This window comes from Gaoshiqia sediminis, assembly GCF_025907915.1.
In the GTDB taxonomy this organism is placed as follows: domain Bacteria; phylum Bacteroidota; class Bacteroidia; order Bacteroidales; family Prolixibacteraceae; genus Gaoshiqia; species Gaoshiqia sediminis.
This window is the reverse complement of the sequence record NZ_JAPAAF010000038.1, coordinates 1-25900: the sequence shown is the minus strand read 5'-3', so window position 1 is coordinate 25900 and position 25900 is coordinate 1. Positions and strand designations below refer to the sequence as shown.

The 25900-nt window shown below is 43.7% G+C and carries 14 protein-coding genes; 2 read left to right on the top strand and 12 right to left on the bottom strand.

All coding sequences use genetic code 11. From position 1 onward, the window contains the following. Window positions 1-138 precede the first annotated feature (138 nt). A complete protein-coding gene (locus N2K84_RS17225) occupies window positions 139-633 on the bottom strand; it encodes a hypothetical protein (RefSeq protein ID WP_282593075.1) in 495 nt (164 codons plus the stop codon). A gap of 202 nt (window positions 634-835) precedes the next feature. On the opposite strand from N2K84_RS17225, the gene N2K84_RS17220 reads away from it, so the two are divergent. Then, a complete protein-coding gene (locus N2K84_RS17220; RefSeq protein WP_282593074.1) occupies window positions 836-2200 on the top strand; it encodes a sigma-54-dependent transcriptional regulator in 1365 nt (454 codons plus the stop codon). Beyond that, on the top strand, window positions 2200-3555 hold the full coding sequence (locus N2K84_RS17215; RefSeq protein ID WP_282593073.1) for a sensor histidine kinase: 1356 nt from the start codon (window positions 2200-2202) through the stop codon (window positions 3553-3555). The genes N2K84_RS17220 and N2K84_RS17215 overlap by 1 nt, the downstream gene beginning before the upstream one ends. 117 nt (window positions 3556-3672) lie before the next feature. Here the strand turns inward: N2K84_RS17215 and N2K84_RS17210 are convergent, their stop codons facing one another. The 11 genes from N2K84_RS17210 to N2K84_RS17160 all read right to left on the bottom strand — a co-directional run bounded on the left by N2K84_RS17210 (window position 3673) and on the right by N2K84_RS17160 (window position 25794). Then, a complete protein-coding gene (locus N2K84_RS17210; protein WP_282593072.1) occupies window positions 3673-5259 on the bottom strand; it encodes a glycoside hydrolase family 43 protein in 1587 nt (528 codons plus the stop codon). Window positions 5260-5462: 203 nt separating this feature from the next. Then, complete coding sequence (locus N2K84_RS17205) at window positions 5463-6935, bottom strand: cellulase family glycosylhydrolase (RefSeq protein ID WP_282593071.1); 1473 nt, start codon at window positions 6933-6935, stop codon at window positions 5463-5465. Window positions 6936-7043: 108 nt separating this feature from the next. Next, complete coding sequence (locus tag N2K84_RS17200; protein WP_282593070.1) at window positions 7044-8576, bottom strand: glycan-binding surface protein; 1533 nt, start codon at window positions 8574-8576, stop codon at window positions 7044-7046. Between the two features lie 21 nt (window positions 8577-8597). Then, window positions 8598-10199 (bottom strand): RagB/SusD family nutrient uptake outer membrane protein, encoded by a 1602-nt coding sequence (locus N2K84_RS17195; RefSeq protein ID WP_282593069.1) that lies wholly within the window; start codon window positions 10197-10199, stop codon window positions 8598-8600. Window positions 10200-10211: 12 nt separating this feature from the next. Beyond that, complete coding sequence (locus N2K84_RS17190) at window positions 10212-13406, bottom strand: SusC/RagA family TonB-linked outer membrane protein (protein ID WP_282593068.1); 3195 nt, start codon at window positions 13404-13406, stop codon at window positions 10212-10214. Window positions 13407-13841: 435 nt separating this feature from the next. Next, window positions 13842-14666: a hypothetical protein gene (locus tag N2K84_RS17185; protein WP_282593067.1), complete on the bottom strand. Its 825-nt coding sequence runs from the start codon at window positions 14664-14666 to the stop codon at window positions 13842-13844. Window positions 14667-14692: 26 nt separating this feature from the next. Continuing rightward, window positions 14693-16336, bottom strand: coding sequence for a RagB/SusD family nutrient uptake outer membrane protein (locus N2K84_RS17180; RefSeq protein ID WP_282593066.1), 1644 nt, complete (start codon window positions 16334-16336; stop codon window positions 14693-14695). A gap of 22 nt (window positions 16337-16358) precedes the next feature. Further along, the gene (locus N2K84_RS17175; protein WP_282593065.1) at window positions 16359-19823 is read right to left on the bottom strand and encodes a TonB-dependent receptor; all 3465 of its coding nucleotides are present in this window, start codon (window positions 19821-19823) and stop codon (window positions 16359-16361) included. Window positions 19824-19989: 166 nt separating this feature from the next. After that, the gene (locus N2K84_RS17170) at window positions 19990-21021 is read right to left on the bottom strand and encodes a FecR family protein (protein WP_282593064.1); all 1032 of its coding nucleotides are present in this window, start codon (window positions 21019-21021) and stop codon (window positions 19990-19992) included. A gap of 105 nt (window positions 21022-21126) precedes the next feature. Then, window positions 21127-21660, bottom strand: a complete 534-nt coding sequence (locus N2K84_RS17165; RefSeq protein ID WP_282593063.1) for an RNA polymerase sigma-70 factor — start codon at window positions 21658-21660, stop codon at window positions 21127-21129. 96 nt (window positions 21661-21756) lie between these two features. Beyond that, a complete protein-coding gene (locus tag N2K84_RS17160; protein ID WP_282593062.1) occupies window positions 21757-25794 on the bottom strand; it encodes a hybrid sensor histidine kinase/response regulator in 4038 nt (1345 codons plus the stop codon). Window positions 25795-25900 lie beyond the last annotated feature (106 nt).

Genomic DNA, 25900 nt, shown 5'->3' with positions numbered 1-25900 from the left:
TCCAATTCAATGCCAAAATTTCAATTCACTAACATTGAGCATTTTAGTAACTCAAAAAGACAAGGAGTTGTAAAATTATTTGACAACCTTTTGTCTAATTCATTGACATCCTTGAACGATTTAGCGGTTATTGATTCATCAGTTACCATGTTGTTTCGCGGTCCAGTAGCTATCGTTGGTCATCCAGGCTTCCAACTCCAGTTCTCTGTCTGCCTCATCTGCGTATGGATTTCCAAAATAAGCTTCATCGGTCATCCAACTTTCAATGTCAAGAGCCGGTTCCGGTTCGATTTGAAACATGAAATTACAGGCTCCAAAGTACACGTCATCGGTCATCCAGCTTTCCAGCTCGAGGCATTCATCAACTACCGGTTCCCTGAAAAAACTTGCAGCTAAATTTGTCGTTGGTTTTTCTGGGTTCAACTCTCCGAGGCTAACAGTTAATGCAGTTTCATGTTCCTCAGCCATTAAAATGGCTATTTCCCCAAAGCTGTTGTGAGTCAGTAATTGTTCCCAAAGTTCTTGTGCGCTTACAGTATAGCTTACCAAAACAATACTTGCTATTACAGTCAGCATTCGAATAACAATTGCGTATTCTACCGACCTCTCTCTGTTTTCGACTTCTGTTTTCATATTCTTGTCCTGTTTAAATGTTGGTTAATCTGTCTTTTCAATTACTAGCTATACCAACCCTTTGCCAGAACAATAACAAGCTGAATATATGCACATTAAAAACCAAAACCAGAAAACATGTAAAAATAATTGGCAAAAAATCGTAAAAAAAATTGACACTTCATTGACTCTGAATCACGCTCTCGCTAATTTTGAAATAAAAATGCCCAAAGGAAACATCCTGGTAGTTGACGACAACAAAAGTGTACTGAGTGCGCTTGAAATCTTGCTTTCGCCCGAGTTCGACAAAGTAGAATGTTTATCCAATCCAAACCTGTTAATCAGTGAACTTCGCAAGGCGCCTTATCATTTGGTACTGCTGGATATGAATTTTAAGGCCGGTGTCAATACCGGAAACGAAGGAATATATTGGCTTCAGCAGATTAAAGAAAACCACCCGGAAATTTCGGTTGTGCTGATTACTGCTTACGGAGATGTTGAACTGGCGGTAAAAGCGTTGAAATCAGGCGCTACCGATTTTGTGTTGAAACCATGGGAAAATTCAAAAATGTTGGCAACGGTAAAATCGGCCATCCAACTAAGCATGTCACGCCAGGAGGTAAAAAACTTGAAATTAAGGGAGAAAGAACTCAAGAAAGTGATCAATCAGGATGAAAAGTTCATCATCGGATCATCGCCCGAGCTGATGCAGGTTTTATCCATCGTGCGAAAGGTTGCCAAAACCGACACCAACATCCTGATAACCGGCGAAAACGGGACAGGGAAAGAACTGGTTGCCAGGGAAATTCACCGTTTGTCGAACCGAAGCAGCGAGATGATGGTGAGTGTTGATATGGGGGCCGTGAGTGAATCGCTGTTCGAAAGCGAGCTGTTTGGCCATGTGAAAGGTGCCTTTACCGATGCCCGGGAAAACCGCGCCGGGAAATTTGAAGTGGCCAACAAAGGCACACTTTTTTTAGACGAGATCGGCAATCTGTCCTTTCACCTTCAGGCCAAATTGCTGGCCGCCCTGCAAAACCGCGAAATCACCCGCATTGGCTCCAACCAGCCTATCCCGGTTGACATCCGGCTAATTTGTGCCACCAACAAAAATCTCTCGGAGCTGGTTGAAAAAGGCTTATTCCGCGAAGACTTGCTGTACCGGATCAACACGATCCAGATTGAAATCCCGCCATTGCGCGAACGGGGAAACGACATCCTGGTACTGGCAGATTTCTTTCTGAAAAAATATGCTTACAAATACGATAAACCATCGCTAAAGTTCAACAACCAGGCCCAGGAAAAACTGCTGAAATACAACTGGCCGGGAAATATCCGCGAGTTGGAGCACAGTATCGAGAAAGCGGTCATTTTAAGCGAAAACAACGTGCTGAAAGCTGATGATTTCTTTTTGCGTCCGGTTAGCGGGAATAAAACAGAGAATGACACCCTGAAACTGGAAGAAATGGAGAAACGACTGATCATGCTTGCCTTGGAGAAAACCCCGGGCAACGTAAGCGCTGCTGCCGACCAACTCGGCATTACCCGGCAAACGCTATATAATAAAATGAAAAAATTCGGCCTTTGATGAGATATTCATTCCTTTTCAATATTTTTTGCCGGATACTGCTAATTGCAATTGTTGCATTTGGATTGGGCTGGTCGGTATTTGCAAGTGTGTCCCTTATTTTCAGTATCAGTTTTGGTGTTCTGCTGATTTTCCAGATCAGCAATCTTCTTCGTTATCAAAACCAGGTTAATGAACGAATCAACTACTTTTTTGAGGCAATCAAAAATGAAGATTTTAGCCAGGCTTTCCCATCCAAAAGAAACGACAAGATCATCTACGAACTGAATAAGAAACTGAGCCAGGTAAACCAGTACATTCAACAAATAAAAATAGAAACCCACCGGCAGGAGCAGTATTTCAGGGCATTGATTGAGCATGTGGGCACTGGTATTTTTACCTGTAATGAAAAAGGATTTGTGTTACATGCCAATAGCAGCCTGAAAAGATTATTCGGGATGGAGCAATTCACCCACCTCAAGCAGTTGGAAAAAATTGATGAAAAACTGGTCAGCGCATTTAAGAAAGTCCAGCAACACGAGCAAAAACTGATTAGTTTCACCGGAAGCCGGGGGCCTACAACCTTACTGATCAAAGCAAGTCCGTTTATCAGCCAAAACGAGCAGCTAACCCTGCTCTCGGTGCAGGACATCAACCAGGAGCTGGACGAAAAGGAACTGGATTCGTGGTTGAAGCTCATCCGGGTGCTGACCCACGAGATCATGAACTCCATTGCCCCTGTAACATCGTTATCGGAAAGCCTTAGCAATTACTATCAAAGAGACGGCGTTCCGATTTCAACAGACGAGGTAAATGAGAAGATGATCCAAAATACGATTCGCGGACTCACCGTAATCCGTGAACAAGGAAAAGGACTGATCAGTTTTGTTGAATCGTACCGGCAACTGACCCGGCTGCCAAAACCAAACAAAACACTAATACCGGTAAATGACTTGCTTGAAAAAATAATCCTGCTCCGCAAAGCTAACTTACCTGATGGCCACATCAGGTTTTCGGTGAAGACAGAAAATTCCGAACTAAAAGTCCTGGCCGATGAGAAATTGGTGTCGCAGGTATTGATCAATTTGGTAAAAAATTCGGAAGAGGCACTGGGAGAAATCGATCCGGCCGAGATAGAACTGACAGCCTTCCAAAACCGAAAGGGCCAGGTTGAAATATCGGTGAAAGACAATGGCCCCGGCATCCCGCAAGACCTGATCGATGAGATTTTTGTCCCGTTTTTCACCACGCGCGAACACGGGTCGGGCATTGGGCTCAGTCTTTCCCGTCAAATCATGCGTCTGCATGGCGGCAGTTTAAGAGTCAAGTCAACGCCTGGAAAAGAAACGGTATTTACCATGCTTTTTCATGAATAATGTTTCCGTATTTTCATCTTTGGTCAAACGATATTTTTCTCCCAGCCCTTTTATGAATCGCTGTTTCTTTTCTCTTTCGTAGTTGTCCTTGATCTTTCTCCCGGTCTCACAATATCACTATTGGCCTGACTCATTGGGCACATACACAAACTTGTCGAAGTCGGCATAGGCCTTTGAGGTTTTACTGGCCGAAGTTGCATACAGTCCCAGGTAAATCCCGGTAAACCCGCCTACCGTTTCAGAACTGATGTAACGTACATTTACTTTGTCCAAAGTTTCGAAATTCTTACCGTCAGTCGAATATGCAAATGAATAATAATCTTTATCGCCATGAACCTGCAGATATACGTTGCCTTTTGGCATTACGACCTCACAAGCGGTATGGGACAATGCCCCCAAACGGTAGCGTAAAACCAATACACGTTTCCCGGTAGCGGTTTGCTTTAAAAACAGGTCATAATGGGATTCGTTGTTCATAAATACAGTGATGCCTGATTCGTCTCCTTTTTGTGCATCGAAAAGATCCATTTTCACAGTAGCGGTTAAGTCGATGTGCTCCTGCCTGCGGCCAACAAAAGTCGGCGAATCAAGATCGTCCAGCGATACTGGCGTTGCCTTTAAGCGTAAATAGCCTTTTCTTGCGCTTAATGAATAATTTTCGCTTTTTGGGTTTCTTAAATAATTCCATTCAAACCCCAATTTATCTTCATCGAATTCGGTGTTGTAAGATACCTGCGGGAATGGCTGCAACGGCAACGTGGGAACATCCATGTTTAAATCAACCGTTCCATCGCCATTTACAACCGGCCACGCGTTCTTGTCCCATCTTACCGGGGCCAGAAAAGTTTCCCGGCCCAGCATGTGGTGAAGCCCGGACTGCGGACGAAAAGCGAGGAACACGATCCACCAGGAACCGTCGTTGGCCTGAACGAGATCGGCATGCCCGGTGCCCTGGATTGGGTTATTTTGAGCATTTACATTCATGTGTGTTAAAATGGGATTGGCAGGATTCGATTCGTACGGCCCGTCAATATTTTTGCTCCGCGCAATCGTTACTTTGTGTCCATACTCGGTCCCACCTTCCGAAATCAGCAGGTAATACCAGCCGTCCTTTTTGTAAATATGCGGGGCCTCAGGATAGCGGCCCCCGGTACCCGTCCAAATGGCCCTGCTTTCGGAAAGTTGTTCACCCGTCATCGGGTTAATCTCCGACAAGTAGATACAATTACCGGGATTAGAGGTGAGGTAACATTTGTCGCCTTCAAAATATAAGGAAGGGTCAATCCCCCCCTGCTTTAACCAAACAGGGTCCGACCATTCGCCTGCGGGATCATCTGTATGAACAATAAAGTTGCCTTTATCCGATACGTTTGTTGTAATCATATAAAATGTACCGTCATGATAACGGATCGTCGGTGCGTAAATGCCACCCGAAGGCCTGGTTTTCTCTAATTCTAATTGTGACGGACGCGTCAAACAGTGCCCGATTTGCTCCCAGTTTACCAAATCCTTACTGTGAAAAATTGGCACACCCGGAAAGTACTCAAAACTACTGGTCACCAAATAAAAGTCATCGCCTGCTTTGCAGACACTTGGATCGGGATGAAAACCCGGGATCACGGGGTTTTGATATCCTTGAGCGGCGCCTGCAATAGAAAAGCAGATCATACATGCAAAAAAAATAGTTATTCTCATCAAATTCATTATCACAGTTTTAAATCGTTACGAATCAGAATATTGACCAAATAGTAAAAAGTTTGCCAACGGGAAACCCGGCGGCAAACTCTCTTTCTCTACTCAAAATGCCAATTTTTTTCCAGCTTTTTAATTCCAGCCAGCACCTTTATTCATTAAAGCATTCCCAGTAATACCTGGCAAAGGTACAACCAAAAATATTTGCCGGATAGCTATTCCGCAATAGCTGCCATAATGGCATCTATTGTCCGTTGGTCTTTTACCGTTAAGTTGGTTCGGTCCAAAGCGCCGCCGGTATCCCACCAGAAGGGTATCACACCATGGGCTATGGCCTGTTTGGTCACAAAAGTTGTCCAATAGTCAACCGAAGCCTCGTGTGTTTCCAGGTCCAAGGGAACATGTTCGCTGTTATTTCGCCGGTAAGCGCCATACTCTCCCATCAGCACGGGAATACCTTTATCAATAAACTCACTCTTCATTTTTTGGAAAAATTCAATGTGGGCAGCCTCTTCTCCATAGGTTGGGTTCCGGTCGGGCTCAATGGTGGAATGATGCCCCTCTCCCCAGTAGTAAACCATATTGCCCCAGCTTACATCTTCGCTGAGAAAAGTGAATTGTGACGGGGTATAGTTGTGCTCTTCATACATCAGGCGATTAGGGGTTGGGTCCGTAGGGAACTTGCTCGCGTCAAGGTACTGATGCGACCCTTGGATAACGAGCGACCTGTAGGTGTTTCGTCCACCGGTGGAGCGAACCGCGTTTACAAAGGTCTGATGATACGACAGCAAAACTTCCATTTGCTCGGCGTTACTTGCATTCGGTTCGTTGGCGCTGGCAAACATCAGGTGCTCATCAAAATCGCGCAAAGCGGTGGCAATTTGCTCCCAGTAGGCTTTTTGTTTAGCATTAACCGAATCCATTTTTGCCGGGACGCAGTTGTTCTCCAGCCATCCGCCATCCCAGTGGATGTTGAGCAAAACGTACATGTCATTGTCCACACAGTAGCCAACCACTTCTTTTACGCGGTCAAGCCATTCGGTTTTAATACGGGCTTTCGCGCGATCTTCAATATGGTAATTATCCCCATAATAATCCTTATCCCAATTCCAATCCCATGCAACCGGGAGGCGGATAGCGTTAAACCCTTGCTGTTTTACAAACTTAATATAATCTTCGGTAATGGCAGGGTTGCCCCAACCCGTTTCTCCTCCGGGAGCTTCCATGGTGTTGCCGATGTTCCAGCCCAATCCCATTTTGGCCGCGAGCTCCATTGCAGTACTGCTCATACCGGTAGCATCGGGTTCTTTGGGCGTTAAGTTGTAGATTGGGTATATTAAAGCCGCCTGTATAACCTTAACCCGGCGGGACTGGCCGTTTGACGAGTTAATATGCAATATAACCGAGCGGTTGGCCCCGGTGTTGTTAACCGCTGTTGTGATTGTAATGGTAGCGGTACCACTACTACCGGAAGTGAAGTCCACCTGTAACCAGGCGGCTGAATTATTGACATTCCACTCGTCGTTACAGTCTACGGTTATCGTTGCCTCCCCGCCTTCTGCCACAATGGTAATTTCCTTCTCGGAAACAGTCAGTACAGGATCTACGGTCTCCGTATCTTTACAAGAGAACAGTAGCACAAGTGCACTGAGAAAAAACAATGCTTTATGATAAAATCTGTTTTTCATACTATAATAATTTGATTTTTAACACCTACGGGGTAATTCAATTTTCATTGCACCCCGTAGGTCATATTCGATCGCTATAAAACTGCTATTTGCGTTATATCCACAATGCTATTTGATTTTTACTACCCTTATATTATCAATAGCGCCATAAAAACCCGTTTTAGTTGGTGTACCACTGAAATTTTTAAGAGTAAGATCATATTTTGTGTTACCAGAAGACCCTAACAACATTTTTAAACTTGCAAGCGGCTCTCCTAATCCTAACTCGCCGTTTGCGTCTTTTTGCCTGAATAAAGTAAGAGGGAGGGTTACGGTTTGCCAACCGTCTGTTTCATAATCAACTGTTTTTGTAGCAGAAATTTTCCAGGGTTCGTAACGGGCTACATAGCTTTCGCCTGCAAACTCGGTTTTAAAATAAAGCGTACCTCCATTCCAGGGATGAGCCACACTTAATTCAAATTGAAGCGCCCAATTTTCAACAGGATCTGTAGTATTCGCTTCAGGTACCCATTGGTTAATATTACCACCTAAGGGGCAGTACTTACTAGCGCCACCATCCAATACAGGTGTATTAAACGACAAAAACATAGAGTTGTTTGTTCCGAAGGTTCCATCAAAATCAGACCTTACAGTCATCCAACCACCACTACTTGCAACATTATTCACAGTAAGGGAAACATCTCCCCACCATCCCCAGCTAAAATAGTCTCCCCACTCCACATTGGCTAAGAGACCTTCAGTAACCCCATTTTGAGTATTAACTGGATAAGGAGTGGTAGCCGTGCCATAAGTAGCCTCAATGCTTAGCGGACCGCTTGCGTAACTCCACTGGTTAGGCGCTTTAAAAGCAACATAAAAACCATCAGGATCTTCGGTGTAATCCGTAATAGAGGCACCGCCAAAACTAACGCTGGAAACGCCGTTCAAATTTATGCCATACACTTTTACCGAATCACCCTCTGCCGGATTTGCATTAGAGACAGCCAAAATTTTCGGTTCAACAGAAATCGTAAACGTATAAGTGCCTGATTTCGCCACAACCACTGCTTCCCAAGGTTGTGGTGCATCAATAACCGGAAATACAAATCCGATAGAACTACCATCGCTCACGGTTTTTAGCGGCGCTATCTCTACATCTGCTATGGTTAGGTTTTCAACTAAGAACAAATTAGTACCATAAACAAAAATCGAATCTCCCACCACATTGCGTGCGAGCAACGAATTGCCTGTGATGGCAACCGGCAACGGAATTACATCAAATCGATAAACTGTTGAGCCTGCCGTGGTCACGTAATCTATCGTATTCAACACATCGGGAGCAACATTGAAAAATGGTACCGCATCCGGAACTTGTACAACAGCGGTGTTGTCCGAAAACAGTTCTGGTAGTATATCAGCGGCCATGCCGTTAAAACTTATGCCAACAGCGCCTGCTAGATTGGATCCGTGAATTACAATCCATTGTCCCGGGTTGATACCTGTTACTAACGTATCATCAGGTGCGGGAGCATAATTACGCACGGCTGTGATAACCGGGGCGGCGTCCTGAACCTCTTCTTTACAAGAGCTTAATTGCATAACAACAAGCACCAAGCAAGAAAGGACAAAAAAATGAATTCGATTGAATAATATCTTTTTCATAATTGTATCTTTTTAATTTAATCAAAAATAAGGTACCGGCGCATCTAATAATTTTGGGTTGGCCGTTATTTCAGACGATGGTATCGGGAGCCTGAACGAATTGACCGTCGCCGGCGTAATCACGCCAAACGGATCCCCTGGCGTTGCAACACCAGCGTTATACGTGAAGGTAACCCGTCGTCCGGCTCCTCCATTCAAAATACCGATAGCCTTTGAGGGATTGTAGTAAGAAAGGCTTACCAAATCAGCCCAGTACTGACTTTCGGCAGCCAGCTCGATCCGTCTTTCTTTAAGCAAGATATCAGCATCAATCGAAGTTACCGGATCAAGCCCTGCCCGGGTACGGACTTTATTAAAGTACATCAGCGCATCGGCATCCGAGGTTGATGCATTGTTGCCAAGTATCGCTTCGGCATACACCAGGTACACGTCGGCAAGCCGCAACAGGGCATTGTGTTCGGCAGAAGAAGTCAACGTCATGATTGGAACGTTGTTGTCCTTCTTGGTGCCAATGACGTGTTTCTTTATACCGGAATCTCCGGTGTAGGTAAACCCGCCTCCGGCAGCGTTTAACTCTGGGTAATAATCGTCCTTGAGCATGAAGGTTGCTTTGCGCCTGACAGAATCATCCTCTGAGTACTGGAGGTACATATCGTAAGTAGGCCGAATACCAAACCAACCGGCCGCTCCTTCAGCAGAAATTTCAGGGCCACCGGAAGAGTAGATCTGCAGCATATTCCCAGCAAGCCACCCACCAACACTGGGGTCCCACCGCAGTGCAAACAAGGCTTCCTCATTGTAATTATTCTCTGTTTTGAACAGATCGGCATAATTTTCTATCAATTCCAGGCCGCTGTTTTTACAAACACTGCCCGCCAATAATTTCGCGATGTCTAAAAGTTCCTGGTCGCGTTGTCCGCCATTTTGCGGGTTCAGGCCCGACCACGACAAATAAACTTTGGCCAACAAACCTTGAGCCGACCAGGTAGTGACCCTTCCGCGTTCCCAGGCTGAACCAAACGCGGCGGGCAGATGATTAACGGCAAATGTCAGGTCTTCGGCAACAAACCGGAAAACATCGTTTACCTGATGTCTGGGAACCAACGGAGAACTGATCAGTTCGGTATTGTCTTCGATGATCGGAACATCACCCCATAACAAGGCCAGGTTGTAATAGGCATAGCCACGGATAAATCTTGCTTCGGCAAGGGCTGCGTTCTTTTCTGCTTCCGGAACCGATTCGGGCGTCTTTTCATTGATCGCTTTAATAGTGGTATTACAATGTGCAATGACCTTGTACATGCTTCTCCAGTTTGCGATTACCGCGCCGTTTAATCCGGTTACCGAGAATGTATTGAGCTGAATAGCGTCATCGTTCCACCCAAGTACCATATTCCCGCTCATCACGTCGCCTATGGTCAAATAGCTGCTATAGGTCCATTCTGCCCAGGGCGAACCAGCATACAGGGCTGCGGTTGCCAACTTCAAATCAGAAAAGGTTTGATAAAAGTTCTCCGAACTGATCTCCGACAGTGGGGGACGATCCAGAAAGTCCTCACTGCAGGATGTGAATAACCCGGCAACAGCAAGCGCCAGATATAATATTTTTGATTTCAGTTTCATATCATTAGTTTTTTATTTCGATAATGTTACGTTTAATCCAAATGTAAACCTCCGTGCCTGAGGGTAGTAACCGTTGTCAATACCAGCATTGATCGGGTCCCACGATCCGACTTCCGGGTCCATGCCCGAGTACTTCGTAATGATAAATGCGTTGGTCACATTGGCGTAAACCCGCAAGGAATGGATGGACAATCTTCTCAGCAGGTTCTCGGAAAAGGTATATCCCAATGAAATGTTCTTACATCTCACGAAAGACCCGTCTTCGATAAATTTGTCAGAGAACCTCAAATTACCGTTTGTCTGGTCATTCCGGACCCCCGGAATATCCGTGTCCGGGTTAGTAACAATGACATTGTAAGGGTCAGTATCCGAGCCCTCGGGATCAATTAACGCAAGTCTGGCATAATTACTTAACGACCGGAAATAACCGTAACTCGAGATCGGATTCTCGGCAGTAACGCGCAACTGGTTAAATACTTTATTGCCAATGCTTGCATTGAAAAACACATTCAAATCAAAATTCTTATAGGTGAATGCATTGTTTAACCCCAGTTGCACCTTGGGGATTGGGGATCCAAGATAGGTTTGGTCATTTTCGTCAATAGCACCGTCGCCATTAATATCTTTAAACATGAGGTCGCCATACCAAATACTTCCTGAAGCGTTCGCGAAATCCAATATTTCGTCGTTCTTTACTGGCCGGGCGTGAGGCTCAATACCTTTTGCTTCGTCGCCAAAAACATCAACCGCGTTGGCAAACACGCCTTCAACAATATAACCATAAAAATCACCGATCGATCTTCCAACAACCGTTTTACTGTATTGCCCCATGATCGGGGCCCCGTCAGCATTGAGTTTTAAGACCTTGTTGAAATTTCGCGACACGGTCAGGTCTGTTTTCCAGGTAAAATTCCTTCCTTTAATATTGGTGGAACTGATCCTGAAATCAAACCCTTTGTTTTCCATTGATCCCACGTTTACCCACGGGGCATCCAGCTTGCCGGGACTCCAACCGACAGCAGTTCCCGAGTACATCGGCAGCGAAGTCTGCATAGCCAGGCCATCTGTTTCCTTTAGGTAAAAATCGACCGAAAAGTTCAACCGCCAGTTAAAGAATGTTCCGTCAAGACCAATATTGGAACTTTTGGTTTGTTCCCATTCCAAATCCGGGCTGGCCATATTCTGGGTAAGCTGTGATATGGTACTGACACCAGTAGGGACTGTGGCCAGTGTTGACGTGTATGCATAGGCCCGGCCAGCTTGTCTGTTTGTCAAGCCATAGCCCAAACGCAGTTTCAGTTCATTCACGCCTTTCGCGCCTTTTAAAAAGCCCTCATTATTTATTTTCCAGGCCAAAGCTCCCGAATAAGACAAAATCCAACGATTATCTTCTGCATATATGGAAGCGCCATCCTCGCGAATGTTACCGGTAAGCAAGTATTTATCGTTGATTCCCAGGTTTAAACGGCCAAAGTACGCTTCGTTGGAATTATGTCCTTTCGTTCCCGCATTTTTTGCCGTAGTAGGGTCGCCGCCACTAACTACCGTCACATTATTTGATGCAAAATTACTGCGCTCTGCGCTTAACATTTCCGATTTGTCCAATGACGACTCATGCCCTGCCATGGCAGTTAAACTGTACTTATTGGCAAACAGGTGGGAATAAGTCAAGTAATTCTTTAATGAGGTATACATGCCCTGATTGAACTGGGAAGAACCATCATTCGTCAATCTTACCAGGTTCCCCATGGTGTAAGTTGGACGAAACACATCGTGGGTAGCAATGGTGAAATTACCGGAAGCTTCGTTTCGCAACACCAAGCCTTTGGCAAAGGTAACCTCAGCATAAAGGGAACCGAAAACCTGTTTCCGGTTTGCCTTGTCCGTATTAATTTTCGCTATCGCGTAAGGGTTCACCAGCCGTTGTACCCAGCCAACCGTACTGGCGGATCCTCCCCAACTGCCATCAGCATTCTGCACGGCGATGTTGGGAGTTTGCTCCAATGCAGCGCGGATTACGCTGGAGGTGGTGCTGTTGATGTTCTCATCAATGTTCACAAGCTGCAGGTTGGTCCCGATTTTTAACCACTCCGTCGTTTTATTATCCAGGTTTAAGCGGAAGGAAAGCCGCTCAAACTTAGATCCCAGGGCAATCCCTTCCTCGTTTTGGTATGCCCCCGACAACAGGTATTGGGTCCGGGTATCGCCACCACTCACGGTAAGGGTGTGTGTTGAGGTAGGTGCGTTCCGGAAAAGTTCGTCCTGCCAATCGGTACCCTCGCCCAAATATTCGGGATTAGCCAACTCGGGCCGGGTATCGAAGCCCCAGCCAATACCGGCATTCCGCTCGTTTACAAAGGTTGCGAATTCCCGCAGGTTCATCACCGGAAGTTTCTTCGTTAACTGTTGAATGCCGGTTGTAAATTCATAGGAGATTTTTGGCGGCGCTATCCTGCCCCTTTTTGTTGTAATAATGATGACGCCATCGGTACCTTTTGCACCATAAATCGCTGTGGCCGAAGCGTCTTTCAACACGTCAACCGATTCAATATCCGATGGGTTTATCCCGGCCAGGGGGTTCGTTCCGCCTCCAATGGAAGCAATGCCCTGAAGTTCCACCCCGTCCAATACATACAACGGACCGGTTCCACCGAAACCGGTTACCCCGCGGATTTGCACGGAAACTCCGCCACCCGGCTGCCCGGACGACTGCATTACCACCATACCCGGTATCCTTCCCTGGAGGGATTGTTCAACGGTTACCGGCTGAGATCGGCTGATGTCTTCGGCCTTAACAGATGATACCGAACCGGTAACATCTTTTCGTTTTACCGAACCGTAACCAATAACCACCACTTCATCAACAGACTTTGTGTCTTCCATTAGGGTAACATTGATCACTTTTTTTTCTCCAATCTCAACCTCTTGACTTTCAAAGCCGATATACGAAAAAACAAGCGTTTGCCCGTTTTCCGCTTCAAGTGAATAAGTTCCCTGCGCATTGGTTACTGTGCCCGTGGCTGTACCTTTCAACCGAATTGTAACACCAATAAGGGAACTCCCGTCGGAACCGGATTTAACCGTCCCCGAGATGGGGACCTTCTGCCCGTAACCGGGCAACACAATAAAGTTCATCAGCACTATGGCCAGAAGGCACCTTAGTCCTCCATGCAGCCATTTAATGCGTATACGCGATTTTAATTTCATAATGAATAGATTAGTTTAAAAAATTAGAGTCCATAGTCAATCAGGCTTTTACAGACGATCAAAAGTAATGTCAATATTTAAGGCAGGGGGTTCGCCATGTATTGCATTGGGGGTATCTATGTGTTTTCCGAAGCAGTCAGCAGCGGTTTAAGCCCAACATCGTCACGGGAAAACCAGACATGATCTCGGGAGCCACCAACAGGAGTGTCAGTAAGGTTAGAGTTAGAACTTTTTGTCATTGGTGGTCATTGGTGGTCATTTTTACAGATGAGAAAATGCCCCTTAGAACGCGCTTCTCCCGCTTGTTTGGGGACTAGTTTCGTGTTAAGGTCCTGCGGGAAAAAAGAAAGGGAGCGATCGATAAAAAAATATCCCCCGGAAACGCTTTGTCCCGGGGGATATAGTACTAGTAAAAAGGAGTTCTACTAAAGTACATTAATGAGAATCGTAATAATCCTTTGTGATATAGTTATAGATTAACCAATTGTTCGGGTCTTTCTTCGCAATCAATTGCATGTGATCCGCATCAAGACTTTTGATTGTCATTCTTGCATTCCAGTTTGCGACACCACCACCTTGCGCTTTGTCGTGGATAACCTGTGCGCCGTAAGTTATCAACTCGCTCGTACCCGGATACAACATAAACTTACCGGTGCCTGATAAATCAGGGAACATTTTATTGTCACAGGTAAAATTCGCGTTCCCAATCAAATCAAAAGTCATAGTTCCATAATCACCGGCACTAACTCCAGACCAGCCAATATCTGAAAAATTTGGATCCCATTCCCATCCGGTACCACCAAAGTAAAATGGACTTGTAAAATACTTACTTACACCGTTAGCATCCAAATCCATAACCCAGGTTTTCGATTGGCCGATACCACCGGTAAGATAAGTCCACATCGGATCACTTACATAATCTTCATCTACCGTAGTTATAGTAAACGTATAAGGATCAGCAGTTACAATACCTCCGGCAGTCTCAACACTGTAAGTAATTGTGTAATCGCCTCCAAAAGGGATAACGATGGTCTCATTCAATTTAATGGATGTACCGACCGGGGTTACCCAATAGGGCTGGGCATTTGGGGTCTCGCTTTTCAGATAAAGTTTATTGGGATTTTGCGGATCCGCCGTCACCGAGAACTTCACTTCGCTTTTAGCCAATGGTGCCTGCAACTCATATTCATCAGGCGTACATGCTGCGAACACAATTGACACCAAAGCCAATCTCGAAAATAGTTTTAATATCTTGTTCATAACAATCATCATTTAAAGTTTAATTTTTACCATCCTGAATTTTGAGTCAACGTTCCGTTCGAAAGCGTTATCTGAGTATTCGGAATCTGCATAAACCCTCTGGTGGCTTTAATTTCATTCACGTCATACGTGATATTTTCAGTAACACCGCCACTCTTAACATCCTGAGCAGCAGCAGCAATTGCAGTGGCTGCATTATCAATCCCGGTACGCAACAAATCCCAATACCGGATACCTTCGAAAGCAAACTCAAATTTGCGTTCCGTCATGATATCACTCAAGGAAACTGAAGCTACCGCATCTAAGCCCGCGCGGGTGTGAACGGCATTGAAGTACTCCAAAGCGCTTGGCGAACCAAGTTCAGCTGCCATAAGCAGTACATCGGCATAACGGATTTGAACGTAGTCCTGATCCTGCGAAATCTGGAAATCTTTGATACCGCCTAAATCGAACGTTTTATTATCCGGAAGCACGGTAGGAGTATATTTCTTAACGGTGTATCCGGTGTACGAACGTTGATCGTCAATATTGAAAGAACTTTCGATATCTTCGCCAACCAGGTCGATAATCGAAGCAGTACGACGGGTATCGCCGGAAGCATAAGCATTAACCAATTGCGGGTTTACGGTACAAGCGCCCCAGCCTTTTCCGTAAGGAGAGAAGTTTGTGCCGCGCATTCCCATCATCACAAGCCAGCCATTTCCATCGACCATACCATTCCAATCTGATGTACCGTTGAATTTTTGAGAGAATACAACTTCGATGTTGCCTTTACCTGCATAAGCCGATTTATCCAACGTATTATCCTCAACATTGGGAACATAACTTGCGGCAGGCCACAGCTTTTTATAATCAGGAACAAGCTCGAATTCGTTGCTTGAAATGACATCTTCAAGCCCGGCCAACACTTCTTGTTTGGTTACCCCAAGATCATCTTTACCGTAGTATCCGGTATAAAAAAGGTAAACACGGGCCAATAATGCTTCGGCTGCATAACGGGTAGCACGCCCATCATTGGTTGCGGCCTGGGCTTTTGGATATGCATCAGCAGGGATATTTGCTACGGCAAATTTCAGATCCTCAACGATCTGTTTATAAGTATCAAAAGGATCTGCCTGTGGCACATATTCAGTAGTAGGTACTGTCAGCAGCGGAACCCTTTCAAAAAGACGGACCAGGTCAAAGTACATTAATCCACGTAAGAAACGTGCTTCACCTGCAATACGGTTCTTTGCAATGGAATCCGTTGAAGCATCGCCGGAATCCCATTTTGCGACATCGGGAAGTTTTTGCAACAGTCTGTTACAACGGAAAATACTTTTATAATACTGAATCCAGGTATTATTAAAAATGTCGACATCTGCCGGCGATTGACTTTTATCAATTCGGTCAATTACCTGGTAACCTCTGCCGTCGTTAGCCCCGGTACCACCAAAGCATTCATCAGAGGCCACTTCAGAAACCAGGTAAATCGGGAAACCTGAGCTTGTTAGCTGGTAACCATCGTAACACCCCACCAATGCCATTTCAGCGTCAGCCTGTGTTTTGAAAAAGTTTGCGTCCAGAAGCTGGGTTTTAGGCTCCACATCCAAAAAGCTGTCTGAACATGACGGAAGAAGGCCCAGGGCCATTACCCCCGCAAGCAGTATATTTAATTTTAATCTCTTCATAATAATTTTCGTTTAATTTTTTTTAGAATTTAAGATTAACTCCAACCATTACCGTTCTGGGACGGGGATAGTATCCTAAATCAACACCGGAAACCCAAGATTCCACACCATATCCAATCTCCGGATCCATACCATTGTACTTGGTAAATGTAAACGCATTCTGTACAGAACAATATAAACGGCACTGGCTGACCATTCTTAAATTAATGAGTTTTGAAAAGTCATAGCCCAGGTTAATATTGCTTATTCGCAAATAATCCCCGTCGTGTACATACAAATCAGAGAAAACCCAGTTAATGTTATTTACAGTTACACGTGGAATACGGTTTGAAGTACCTTCCCCAGTCCAGCGCTGCAAAATTGCGGTCGTATAATTTGACTGTTGCCCGGTTTGACCATACGATTGTACAATTTTATTCCCCATTGCAAAAGTGGCATTCATGCTAAAGTCAAAGTTTTTATACTGAAAGCCCATATTAAAACCACCTGTTACTTTAGGCATACCGTTACCTAAATCGACTTTATCTTCTGTATTAATAACGCCATCCATATTCTGGTCAACAAATTTCACATCACCTGCCATAACTTCAGACTGCAAAATTCCTTTTCCGGCAGCTCTCCAGGCTGCAATATCCTCTTCATTCTGGAAAAGTCCATCGGTTTGATAACCCCAGAAATAGCCAATGGCATGTCCTTCTTCTGCACGATAAAACTCTTCGGAGTTAGCATAAAGCATGTTGGTCTGTCCATGAATCATTCCATCAGATGTTGGAATTACACCTACAATATTCTTATTGTATGCGCCATTTACGCCAAGGTTGTATCTAAATTCACCAATATGATCGGTCCAGTTAACAGACAGTTCAACTCCCTTGTTTTTCACACTACCACCATTAATCCATGGAGCCTCTGCACCGGCAGTTGCCGGCACAGGCGCTTGTACCAACCAATCCTTTGTGGATTTAATATAGAAATCCCCGCTTACTGCCAAACGCCCCTTCAAAAGGCGGGAATCAAAACCAAAGTCAGTCTGTTCCGATGTTTCCCACTTCAGTTTTTGGTTTGATAACTTCCCTTGATAAGCACCGGCTGTATTTACCCCTGCATTACCAAAAACGTAAAAAGCAGCCGGATTGCTACCACTAACCGCTGTTGAAGTACTAATCAACGAAGCATATCTGAAATCAGGGATGTTCTGGTTACCAACTTGTCCCCAACTTGCACGCAATTTTAACTGATTGAGCCAGGAACTTGTTGAAGCCATAAAAGACTCGTCGCTAACTGTCCACCCGGCAGAAACTGACGGGAAATATCCCCAGTGGTTACCCGTAGCAAATTTTGAAGAACCGTCTGCCCTCAATGTTGCATTCAATATATATTTTTCCTTGTAGTTATATCCTAACCTTCCAAAATAAGAAAGGCGACGATATTCCACATCCGGGCTTCCTCCAACTGAACGTGTTTCTACAACAGTTGTTCCGTCAGTATCTAGATAAGCTTTTCCTGTTGCATTATCCAAATAGGCATGTTCAAAATCATCCAGCTGCGGTACAAGGTTCCAGTTACTGCCCGACATACTTACACCATCATATTTTACAGCCTCTGTCCCGACTAATGCATTGAATGCATGATCGTCATTTATTTTAAAATCATAACCAACAGTATTTGTCCAGGTTAGCGTAAGCCCGCTGTTCATATTCTGGCTAACAGTCTCATGATCATTATTATACGAATAAATTGAGAATTGATATAATGGCTTAAAACTTCGGTAATTACCCGATTTGTAATTGACCCCGAAAATCGATTTTATTCTCAAATTCTTAACCGGTTGAAGTTCCGCGTAAATATCGCCTAAAAGCTTTTGGTTCCTATTCAGACTATAGTTTGTCATCATCGATGCATAGGGGTTACCTTCCGTCTTACTCCATAACGAATTGCTTGTATCGTTATAAGGACTGTCATAAATATTATTGTCACTATATACCGGCGCTAACGGGGAAACATTAAAAGCGCCACGCAATGAGTTACCCCAAATATTTCCGTCGCTGATACCTATATTGTCAATAAAATTTAAGTTCAGATGTTCACCGACTGTGAGTACGTCTTTATATACTTTGTGCTCTGTATTCAATCGAAATCCGTATCGTTCATAGTTCGAAACTGCTGAACCGCCAACAACACCTTCCTGTGAAGTATAGCTTAATGACATTGCATAAGTTGAAACATCTGAACCACCATTAATATTAAGAGAGTAATTTTGGGTCTTTGCATTATCTTTTATCATTTGTCCCATCCAGTCTGTATCGGCGAGATCCCCCTTTGTTGCCCAATCGAACGGATCGAGACCAGAGTTAATCTGTTGTTCGTCCATGATCATTTTATATTCCTGTGCATTCAACAACGGAACTTTACGCTCAACATTCTGAACGCCATAATAAGCGTCAAACGAAACTTGTCCTTTACCTTTTCCACCTTGTTTGGTTGTGACCAAGATAACACCGTTTGCTGCCTGCGAACCATAAATAGCAGCAGAAGCTGCGTCTTTTAGAACATCAATAGATTCAATATCCGATAAATTCAAAGTAGTAATATCACCTTCAACCCCATCAATAATATACAATGGTTGTGAATTTCCAATGGTACCTAAACCACGAACAGTTACTTTCATAGCTGCCCCCGGCTGGCCGGAAGTAGATGAAATATTCACGCCGGGAGTTTTTCCCTGTAAAGCCTGCAATGGGCTTGTCGTATTCATTTTGGCCAATTCCTCACCCTTCACTTGAGTAGTAGCACCGGTCACCAATTTTTTCTTTTGGACCCCATAGCCAACAGCGACAACCTCTTCAAGCCCGATGGCTTCTTCCTGCATGGTAACATCAATTGAACTCTGACCTGCAACTGGTACTTCAGTCATTTTCATCCCCACAAATGAAAACACCAAAACGCCATCCCCGGGGATGTTCGGAAGTGAGTAATTTCCGTTCAGATCGGTGATTGTTCCCTGGGTAGTGCCTTTTAAAACAACCGTTACGCCGGGGAGCGGTTCGCCCGAAGAATCGGTAACCTTGCCGGAAACATTCTGTACCTGCTGCAGGGAAGAAAAATCGGTATCTTTTCCAGTTGTTGGGGACAAAACAACCTGCCGATTGTAAATCTTATATTTGATCCCTGTTTCCTCAAACAACATGGTTAGAACTTCCTCCAGAGATTTGTTCTGCACATCAATGTCCACCTTTTTTGAGAGATCGATCAACTCATTATTATACATGAAGTAATAATTGGTGTTGTCCTCAATATTATTGAGAATTTCACCGAGAGTTGCATTCCTCAGTTGAACGGTGAGCTTTGCTTCCTGGGAATGACCATTACCGGCCATCGCCGAAGCAACACAAAAGACGATAAGAAAGACTGTTATCTTCATAACTAACATCCATTGTTTAATCGCGGGGGATTTTCGTCTCCCTGCGAGAATTAACTTTTTTTCCATAAATTTGAACTGATTTGATTAATAAGTATTTGTTTCCTTTTTTTGAACGATCAGGAAACAAGGATTAAATTACAGCAGGATTGTGGGCCAACACTTTCCTGCTTTTTTTAGTCTTAGTTTTAGTGATTCGTCATAGGCTTCAAGATGTTTTTAGATAATTGCAGATTTAATTTCGAATACTGATTTCAATTTTACTTTTTGCATGGGTACCGTCCTGTCGCTTTTCGCCAGGAACTATTTTGTACTTTATGGGAGAGGAGAAGCTGAGCATTTCCAATGCCTGCAACACAGTCTCATTTTCAAAAACAGCGGTATAACGGTAGTTCAATAATTCAGTGTCTTTTAATTCAATATCAACATTAAACCATCTTTCCATTTTCGTAATCACCTCGCTTACAGGCGTATTTTTGAAGGATAATTTCCCATCTCTCCACGATGAGAACTGGCTCACATCCACCTCTGAAAGGACCAATCTTTCCTCGTGTTTATCAAATACAACCCGTTGACCTGGCCTCATCTTCAGCTTCGAGTCATCAGGATCATTGGTACCCGACAGGAATACTTCGGTTTGCCCCTCCTCCAGTGAAGTCTCGAACTCATTCTCTTCATACGAGAAAACATTAAACTCCGTTCCTACAGCCCTTACGGTAAACTGTCCTGTAACCACATCAAAAGGTTTAGATTTATTAGCCGAAATTTCAAAGAAAGCCTCACCGGTTAAAAACACTCTCCGATTATCCAAGTTAAAATCCTGCCCGTATTTTAGCTTACTTCCTGAATTTAACCAAACTTTAGAGCCATCGGGAAGGACTAGTTCGGAACGGGTTCCGTATGCCGCAACAAATTCCTGTTCTGATAACCGGATATTTCCGTTTTGAAAAAACAGATAGGCACCTAACAACAAGATTGGTAAAATGAGAACTGCCGCTGCTTTCTGAAAATAGTGTATGAAAACCTTCCATTGATCTTTAGCAGGGGTTATTCGGGAATCTATTTTCTTCTTTGCCTTTTGTTTGTCTATTTGCTCCATTCGGTTCAGCCGTTCAGCTAACCCCCAGATAATTTCCAGGTGGTCCAATTCTTTTTTTCTCTCGGCTGATTGATCGAACCAGGCTCTTATTTCCTCAGATTCTTCAATGGACAATCCTCCATTCAGATAATCAGTTAGTTTTTCTATCGAGGGATATTCACTATTCATATTGACTGCATTTCGTAATAACAGACAACTAACTTTTAGCTACCCCCCATGCCGGCAAGTATTTTTTTAATTAATTTGAAAAAAGGTGGAGTCAGGTACTCTTGATTAGGACATATACATCAGGAACAAAGGCAGGAAATCCTTCAATTCTTTTCTTAAAATTTTTAATGCTTTGGTGATTTGGTTCTCAACGGTCTTTTCCGTTATCCCAAGTTTTTCGGCAATTTCTTTATTTTTCAGATTTTCAAACCGGCTCAGCTCAAAAACCTCCCGGCACCTTTCGGGTAATTTTGAAATTGCCTGGTCTAAAACCTGACGAAGCTCTGACTCATTAAACAAGCTCCATTGCTCCTCGTACAGGTTTTCGGCATGGGAGATTTTTTGTTGTCTGTATTTCTGTTCAACTTTTTTATGTTTCAGCAGGTTTAAACATTGATTGTACACTGTTTTGAACAAATAAAACCGGACTGAGCTTTCTATTTCGATATTCCGTCGTTTTTCCCAAAAACGTACAAACACATCCTGCACCAATTCTTCAGAAGCGCTCATATCCCGAATATACGCGTTGGCATAAAGGCATAACCCGGAGTAATAGTAATCGAAGAAATAGTTAAACGACTCTATACTCCCCAATTTCATTTTAGCAAATAATTGTAATTCTCTATTCTTAAGTAATTGGTTCATTCAACACACTAAAATTAGTCAGATTTACAACCATAAAAAAGGTCATCGTGTTCACTGTGGAGTATCAGTATCTGTCCCCGTCTTATTTTCCTGGCCACGAAGATAATCTGATGGCGAAATGCCAAACTCATTCTTAAAATTGATAGAAAACCTTTTGGGTGAGTTAAATCCAACAGCATACGCAATTTCAGCTATTTGCAACTGACTTTTCCCTAAGAGCTGCCTTCCGCGTTTAAGCCGAATGGTACGGATAAACTCGGCCGGGCCTTTGCCTGTAATGCTCATCAGTTTTTTATATAAGTGGCTCCTGCTTAGGCCTACTGCGGCCCCGAGTTCCTCAACTGAAAATTCCGTGTCGCTAATATGTTCTTCCACTACATTGATCGCTTTTTCAATTAGTTTCTCATCTAATGGGGTGATCGTGATTTCACCCGGGGAAACATCCATTTTTTGGCTAAACGAGATGTGGCACTTTTCTGTCCATTCCAGGAACTTACGAATGCGCAGTTTTAGCAAACTAAAATTGAAAGGTTTGGTGAGATAGTCATCTGCACCTAATTCCAAACCTTCAAGCTGGTATTCTTCCGCGGTACGGGCAGTCAGTAAGATCACCGGGATATGCGACCACTCGATGTTGTTTTTTATCCGAGCGCAAAGTTCTGTTCCGCTCATAACGGGCATCATCACATCACTTACAACAATGTTAACGTCGTTTTTCCTGAGTTGTTCCGCGGCTTCCTGCCCATTATAGGCCAACAATACGGCGTATTCATCCGACAGGCTATCGGCCATAAACTCACAAAAGTCCCTGTTGTCATCAACCAGCAACAAGACAGGCTTTGCGGGAAGGCGCTGATCTCCATCTTGTTCGAATGGCTCTTCGTACTGTACCGTTTCGGGGGGAAATTCTTCAGTAATGCCGACTTCCTGAACCGGGAGCTTAAGGGTAAACACACTGCCTTGCGGCTCGTTATCCGTAACCATAACAGCTCCTCCATGCATGCGGGCGTATTCACTTACAATGTGCAAGCCGATCCCGCTACCGGTTTTCTCTTGCTTCTGAGAGGCCTGATAGAACCGTTCAAAAATATGTTCCTTGTCCGCATTACTAATACCCTGACCTGTATCCGACACGCTGACACATACTCGATCACCCTCTTGATAAATACGGATTTTAATACTTCCACCATCCGGAGTATATTTAAAGGCGTTGGAAAGCAGGTTCAGGATTATTTTCTGTACTTTATCCGGATCGAATTGCATCGACAGCATTTCCATTTCGGTTGAAAAAGTAAATTTCATGTGACGGTCGATAGCATAAGCCTGAAAAGGATGACATAACTCTCTGATGAAATGCACAAAATCGCCCGCCTGCAATCGCAAAGTTTCGGCACCCACATCCAATTTGCGAAAGTCAAGCAACGTATTGATCAATTGGAGCAATTGTTCAGCATTTTTGTTTACCGTGTTAAGTTTTTTGCGCAAACCATCGTCCAATACGCCACTTAATATCGTTTGCAAAGGAGTGAGGATAAGCGTAAGTGGCGTGCGTAAATCGTGACTTATATTGGTAAAGAACCTTAATTTCATCTCGATAAGTTTTGCTTCCTGTTCGCGCTTTAATTGCCCCCGTTGCCGTTCGAGCTTGGCATGGTGATGTTTTCGGGTACGATAAATAATAAAAATGACAAGGCCAATAACAAAGAAAATGTAGAATGTTATTGCCCAATTTGACAAATAGAAAGGCGGCGTAACAGTAATATCCAAAACAACCGCTTCGTCGTTCCAGACCCCATCACTGTTGCAGGCTTTAATAAAAAGCTTGTAGCTGCCCGGGTTTAATGAAGAAAATACAATTTTGTTCTCCTGCGTTGGAAGCCATTGATCGTTGAAGCCATCCATCCTGTAAGCATATCTCACTTTGTCAGCATTCAGCAAATCTCCGGTAGCGAAATGTAACGCGATCAGCTTATCGTTATAGCTAAACGTTAATTTTGACGTATATTCCATAGAATGCTCTAACAACTTTACCCCGTTGTAAAGGGAATCTACCCGAATCTCATTATTGGCCAAACTCAAGCCGGTAAAGATTACCTTGGCAGGACGTTGGTCCTTTTCCGCCAGTTTATTCGGATTGACGATGGTATATCCCTCTGTTCCTCCTAAAAGAATATCGCCATTTTGAAGTTGGCAAATAGAATGATTGTTAAAATAATTGGACTTAAGTCCGTCTTTGGTAGAAAAATTTCTGTTGGTAATATTCATCGAGCCATGAATATCACGCTCGGTTGAAAAAACAGATAAGCCGTTGCTGGTTGTTACCCATATTTTACCATTACTGTCCTCCGTAATACCCCGGACGATATTGTCACACAGACCACTCTCTTTGTCAAGGTAATAGAGCGTATCTTTCTTTATGTCCCATAAGGTCATTCCCGTTGAGTGTCCCAGCCATATATTATCTTTCTCGTCTTTATATACACTGCCTATCAAAAGTTGTTTGTACTGTTGGTCCCACTGAAAATTCCCCATATACATGGTTTGGTTACCTGTAGTAATGTCAATCAGATAGAGTCCAAAAACGGTACCGACGTATAATTTGTCGTTGCCATCATAATGTACTGATAATGGATGTTTCACTTCTTCACTAACATGAATAAGAGAATCAAAACTTTCCTTATCCGATCGAAGACATTGAATGCCACCCCCGAGAGAACCGATCCAGAGGTTTCCGTACCGATCTTCCGTTAAATTCCAGATATCGTTGGAAGCCAGTTTGCTATTTTCTTTAGTATAATGGCGAAAATGTCCATTTTCATAACAAAACAGACCGCTCAGGTATGTTCCAATCCAAATCCTGCCTTTCCGGTCTTCCAGTAAAGAGACAATCGCATGATTGGGCATGGGCAGTTTTCTAATTTCACCTTTTCGTATATTTTCAGCCAGAAACAATCCATTGCCATCAGTGCCTAACCAGACATTTCCTTGCCGGTCCTCAAATATTGTACTGATATCTTTACATTCAGGATGTACAATGTTTATAAACTTATCAAAGCTGTCATGATAAAATGAAATTCCTTTTTTGTTGTGCCCCATCCAGATAATCCCGTTGTTGTCCATAAACAGGCAACTAACATTGTTTGATGCAATCGAAGAATTCGCTCCCGGATCGTGCAACAGATTAATCATGCTTTCATTGGCCCTGTCGAAGATAAACAATCCCTTATGGTCAGTTCCTATCCACACACGTCCGTTTCCATCATCCACGATATCCAATACGCCATTGCTCTGGATTTTAACCGAAGAACTCAACACCAATATTTTCCACTCCGGTGTTGTTTTCTCCCTGTAAATAATCTCATCGGTTTTCCAGGAATACAACCAAATTCCACTTCGGCTATCTACGTATATCTGGGTGTATTGGTCAAGGATTTCGGGTTTAAAATATTCATGCAAATCAATGAAAGTCTGCTCCCCTGTGAATTTATTTATCTGCCACAGAATTCCTGACTTCAACAGGCCATACAAACATTCCCCATCATCACTCAGTTCTGTAGTTACTATTTCACCTACAGGTACTTTTATCCCAAAAACTTTCAATGCTTTTTTGCTGGTATCGTAGAAAAATGCCCGTTGACCGCTCAATACCCATAAGTCTTGTTTTTTGTCAACATATACCTTGTAGTTACGATCTACCTGCATGCCCAGGCCTTGCAGCAATTTGACAATATCAGTGACAAAACTGTCTTTTTTCCGGTTGTATGCAGTGTAGCCGTAAACACTGTTTATCCAGATGTTACCCAGCCCATCTTCTTGTAGCCCAAGGATATCGTTTGGCAATAATGTGTTGTCGCCATCCGGGTTTTCGGTATATACTTTAAACCCATAACCGTCATAGCGGTTTAACCCGGACTCGGTACCTATCCATAAAAACCCATAACTGTCTTTCAAAATTGTTCTGACATTGCTGTTCGAAAGCCCCTCTTCCGTACTCAAATGATGAAACAGATAGGAAGGTTGCCCTGTCCCTTGTAACAACGCAACAAGAACAATAATTAGCACATACAACAATCGGATAAATGGTCTCATTTTATTTTTCAAGCAATAGGTTAAAATACAGAAAATATTCCTTACCCCATTGCCTGTATTTATACAAAAAGAGAAGCACGATGTTTCGAATAGCGTATCGTCATGT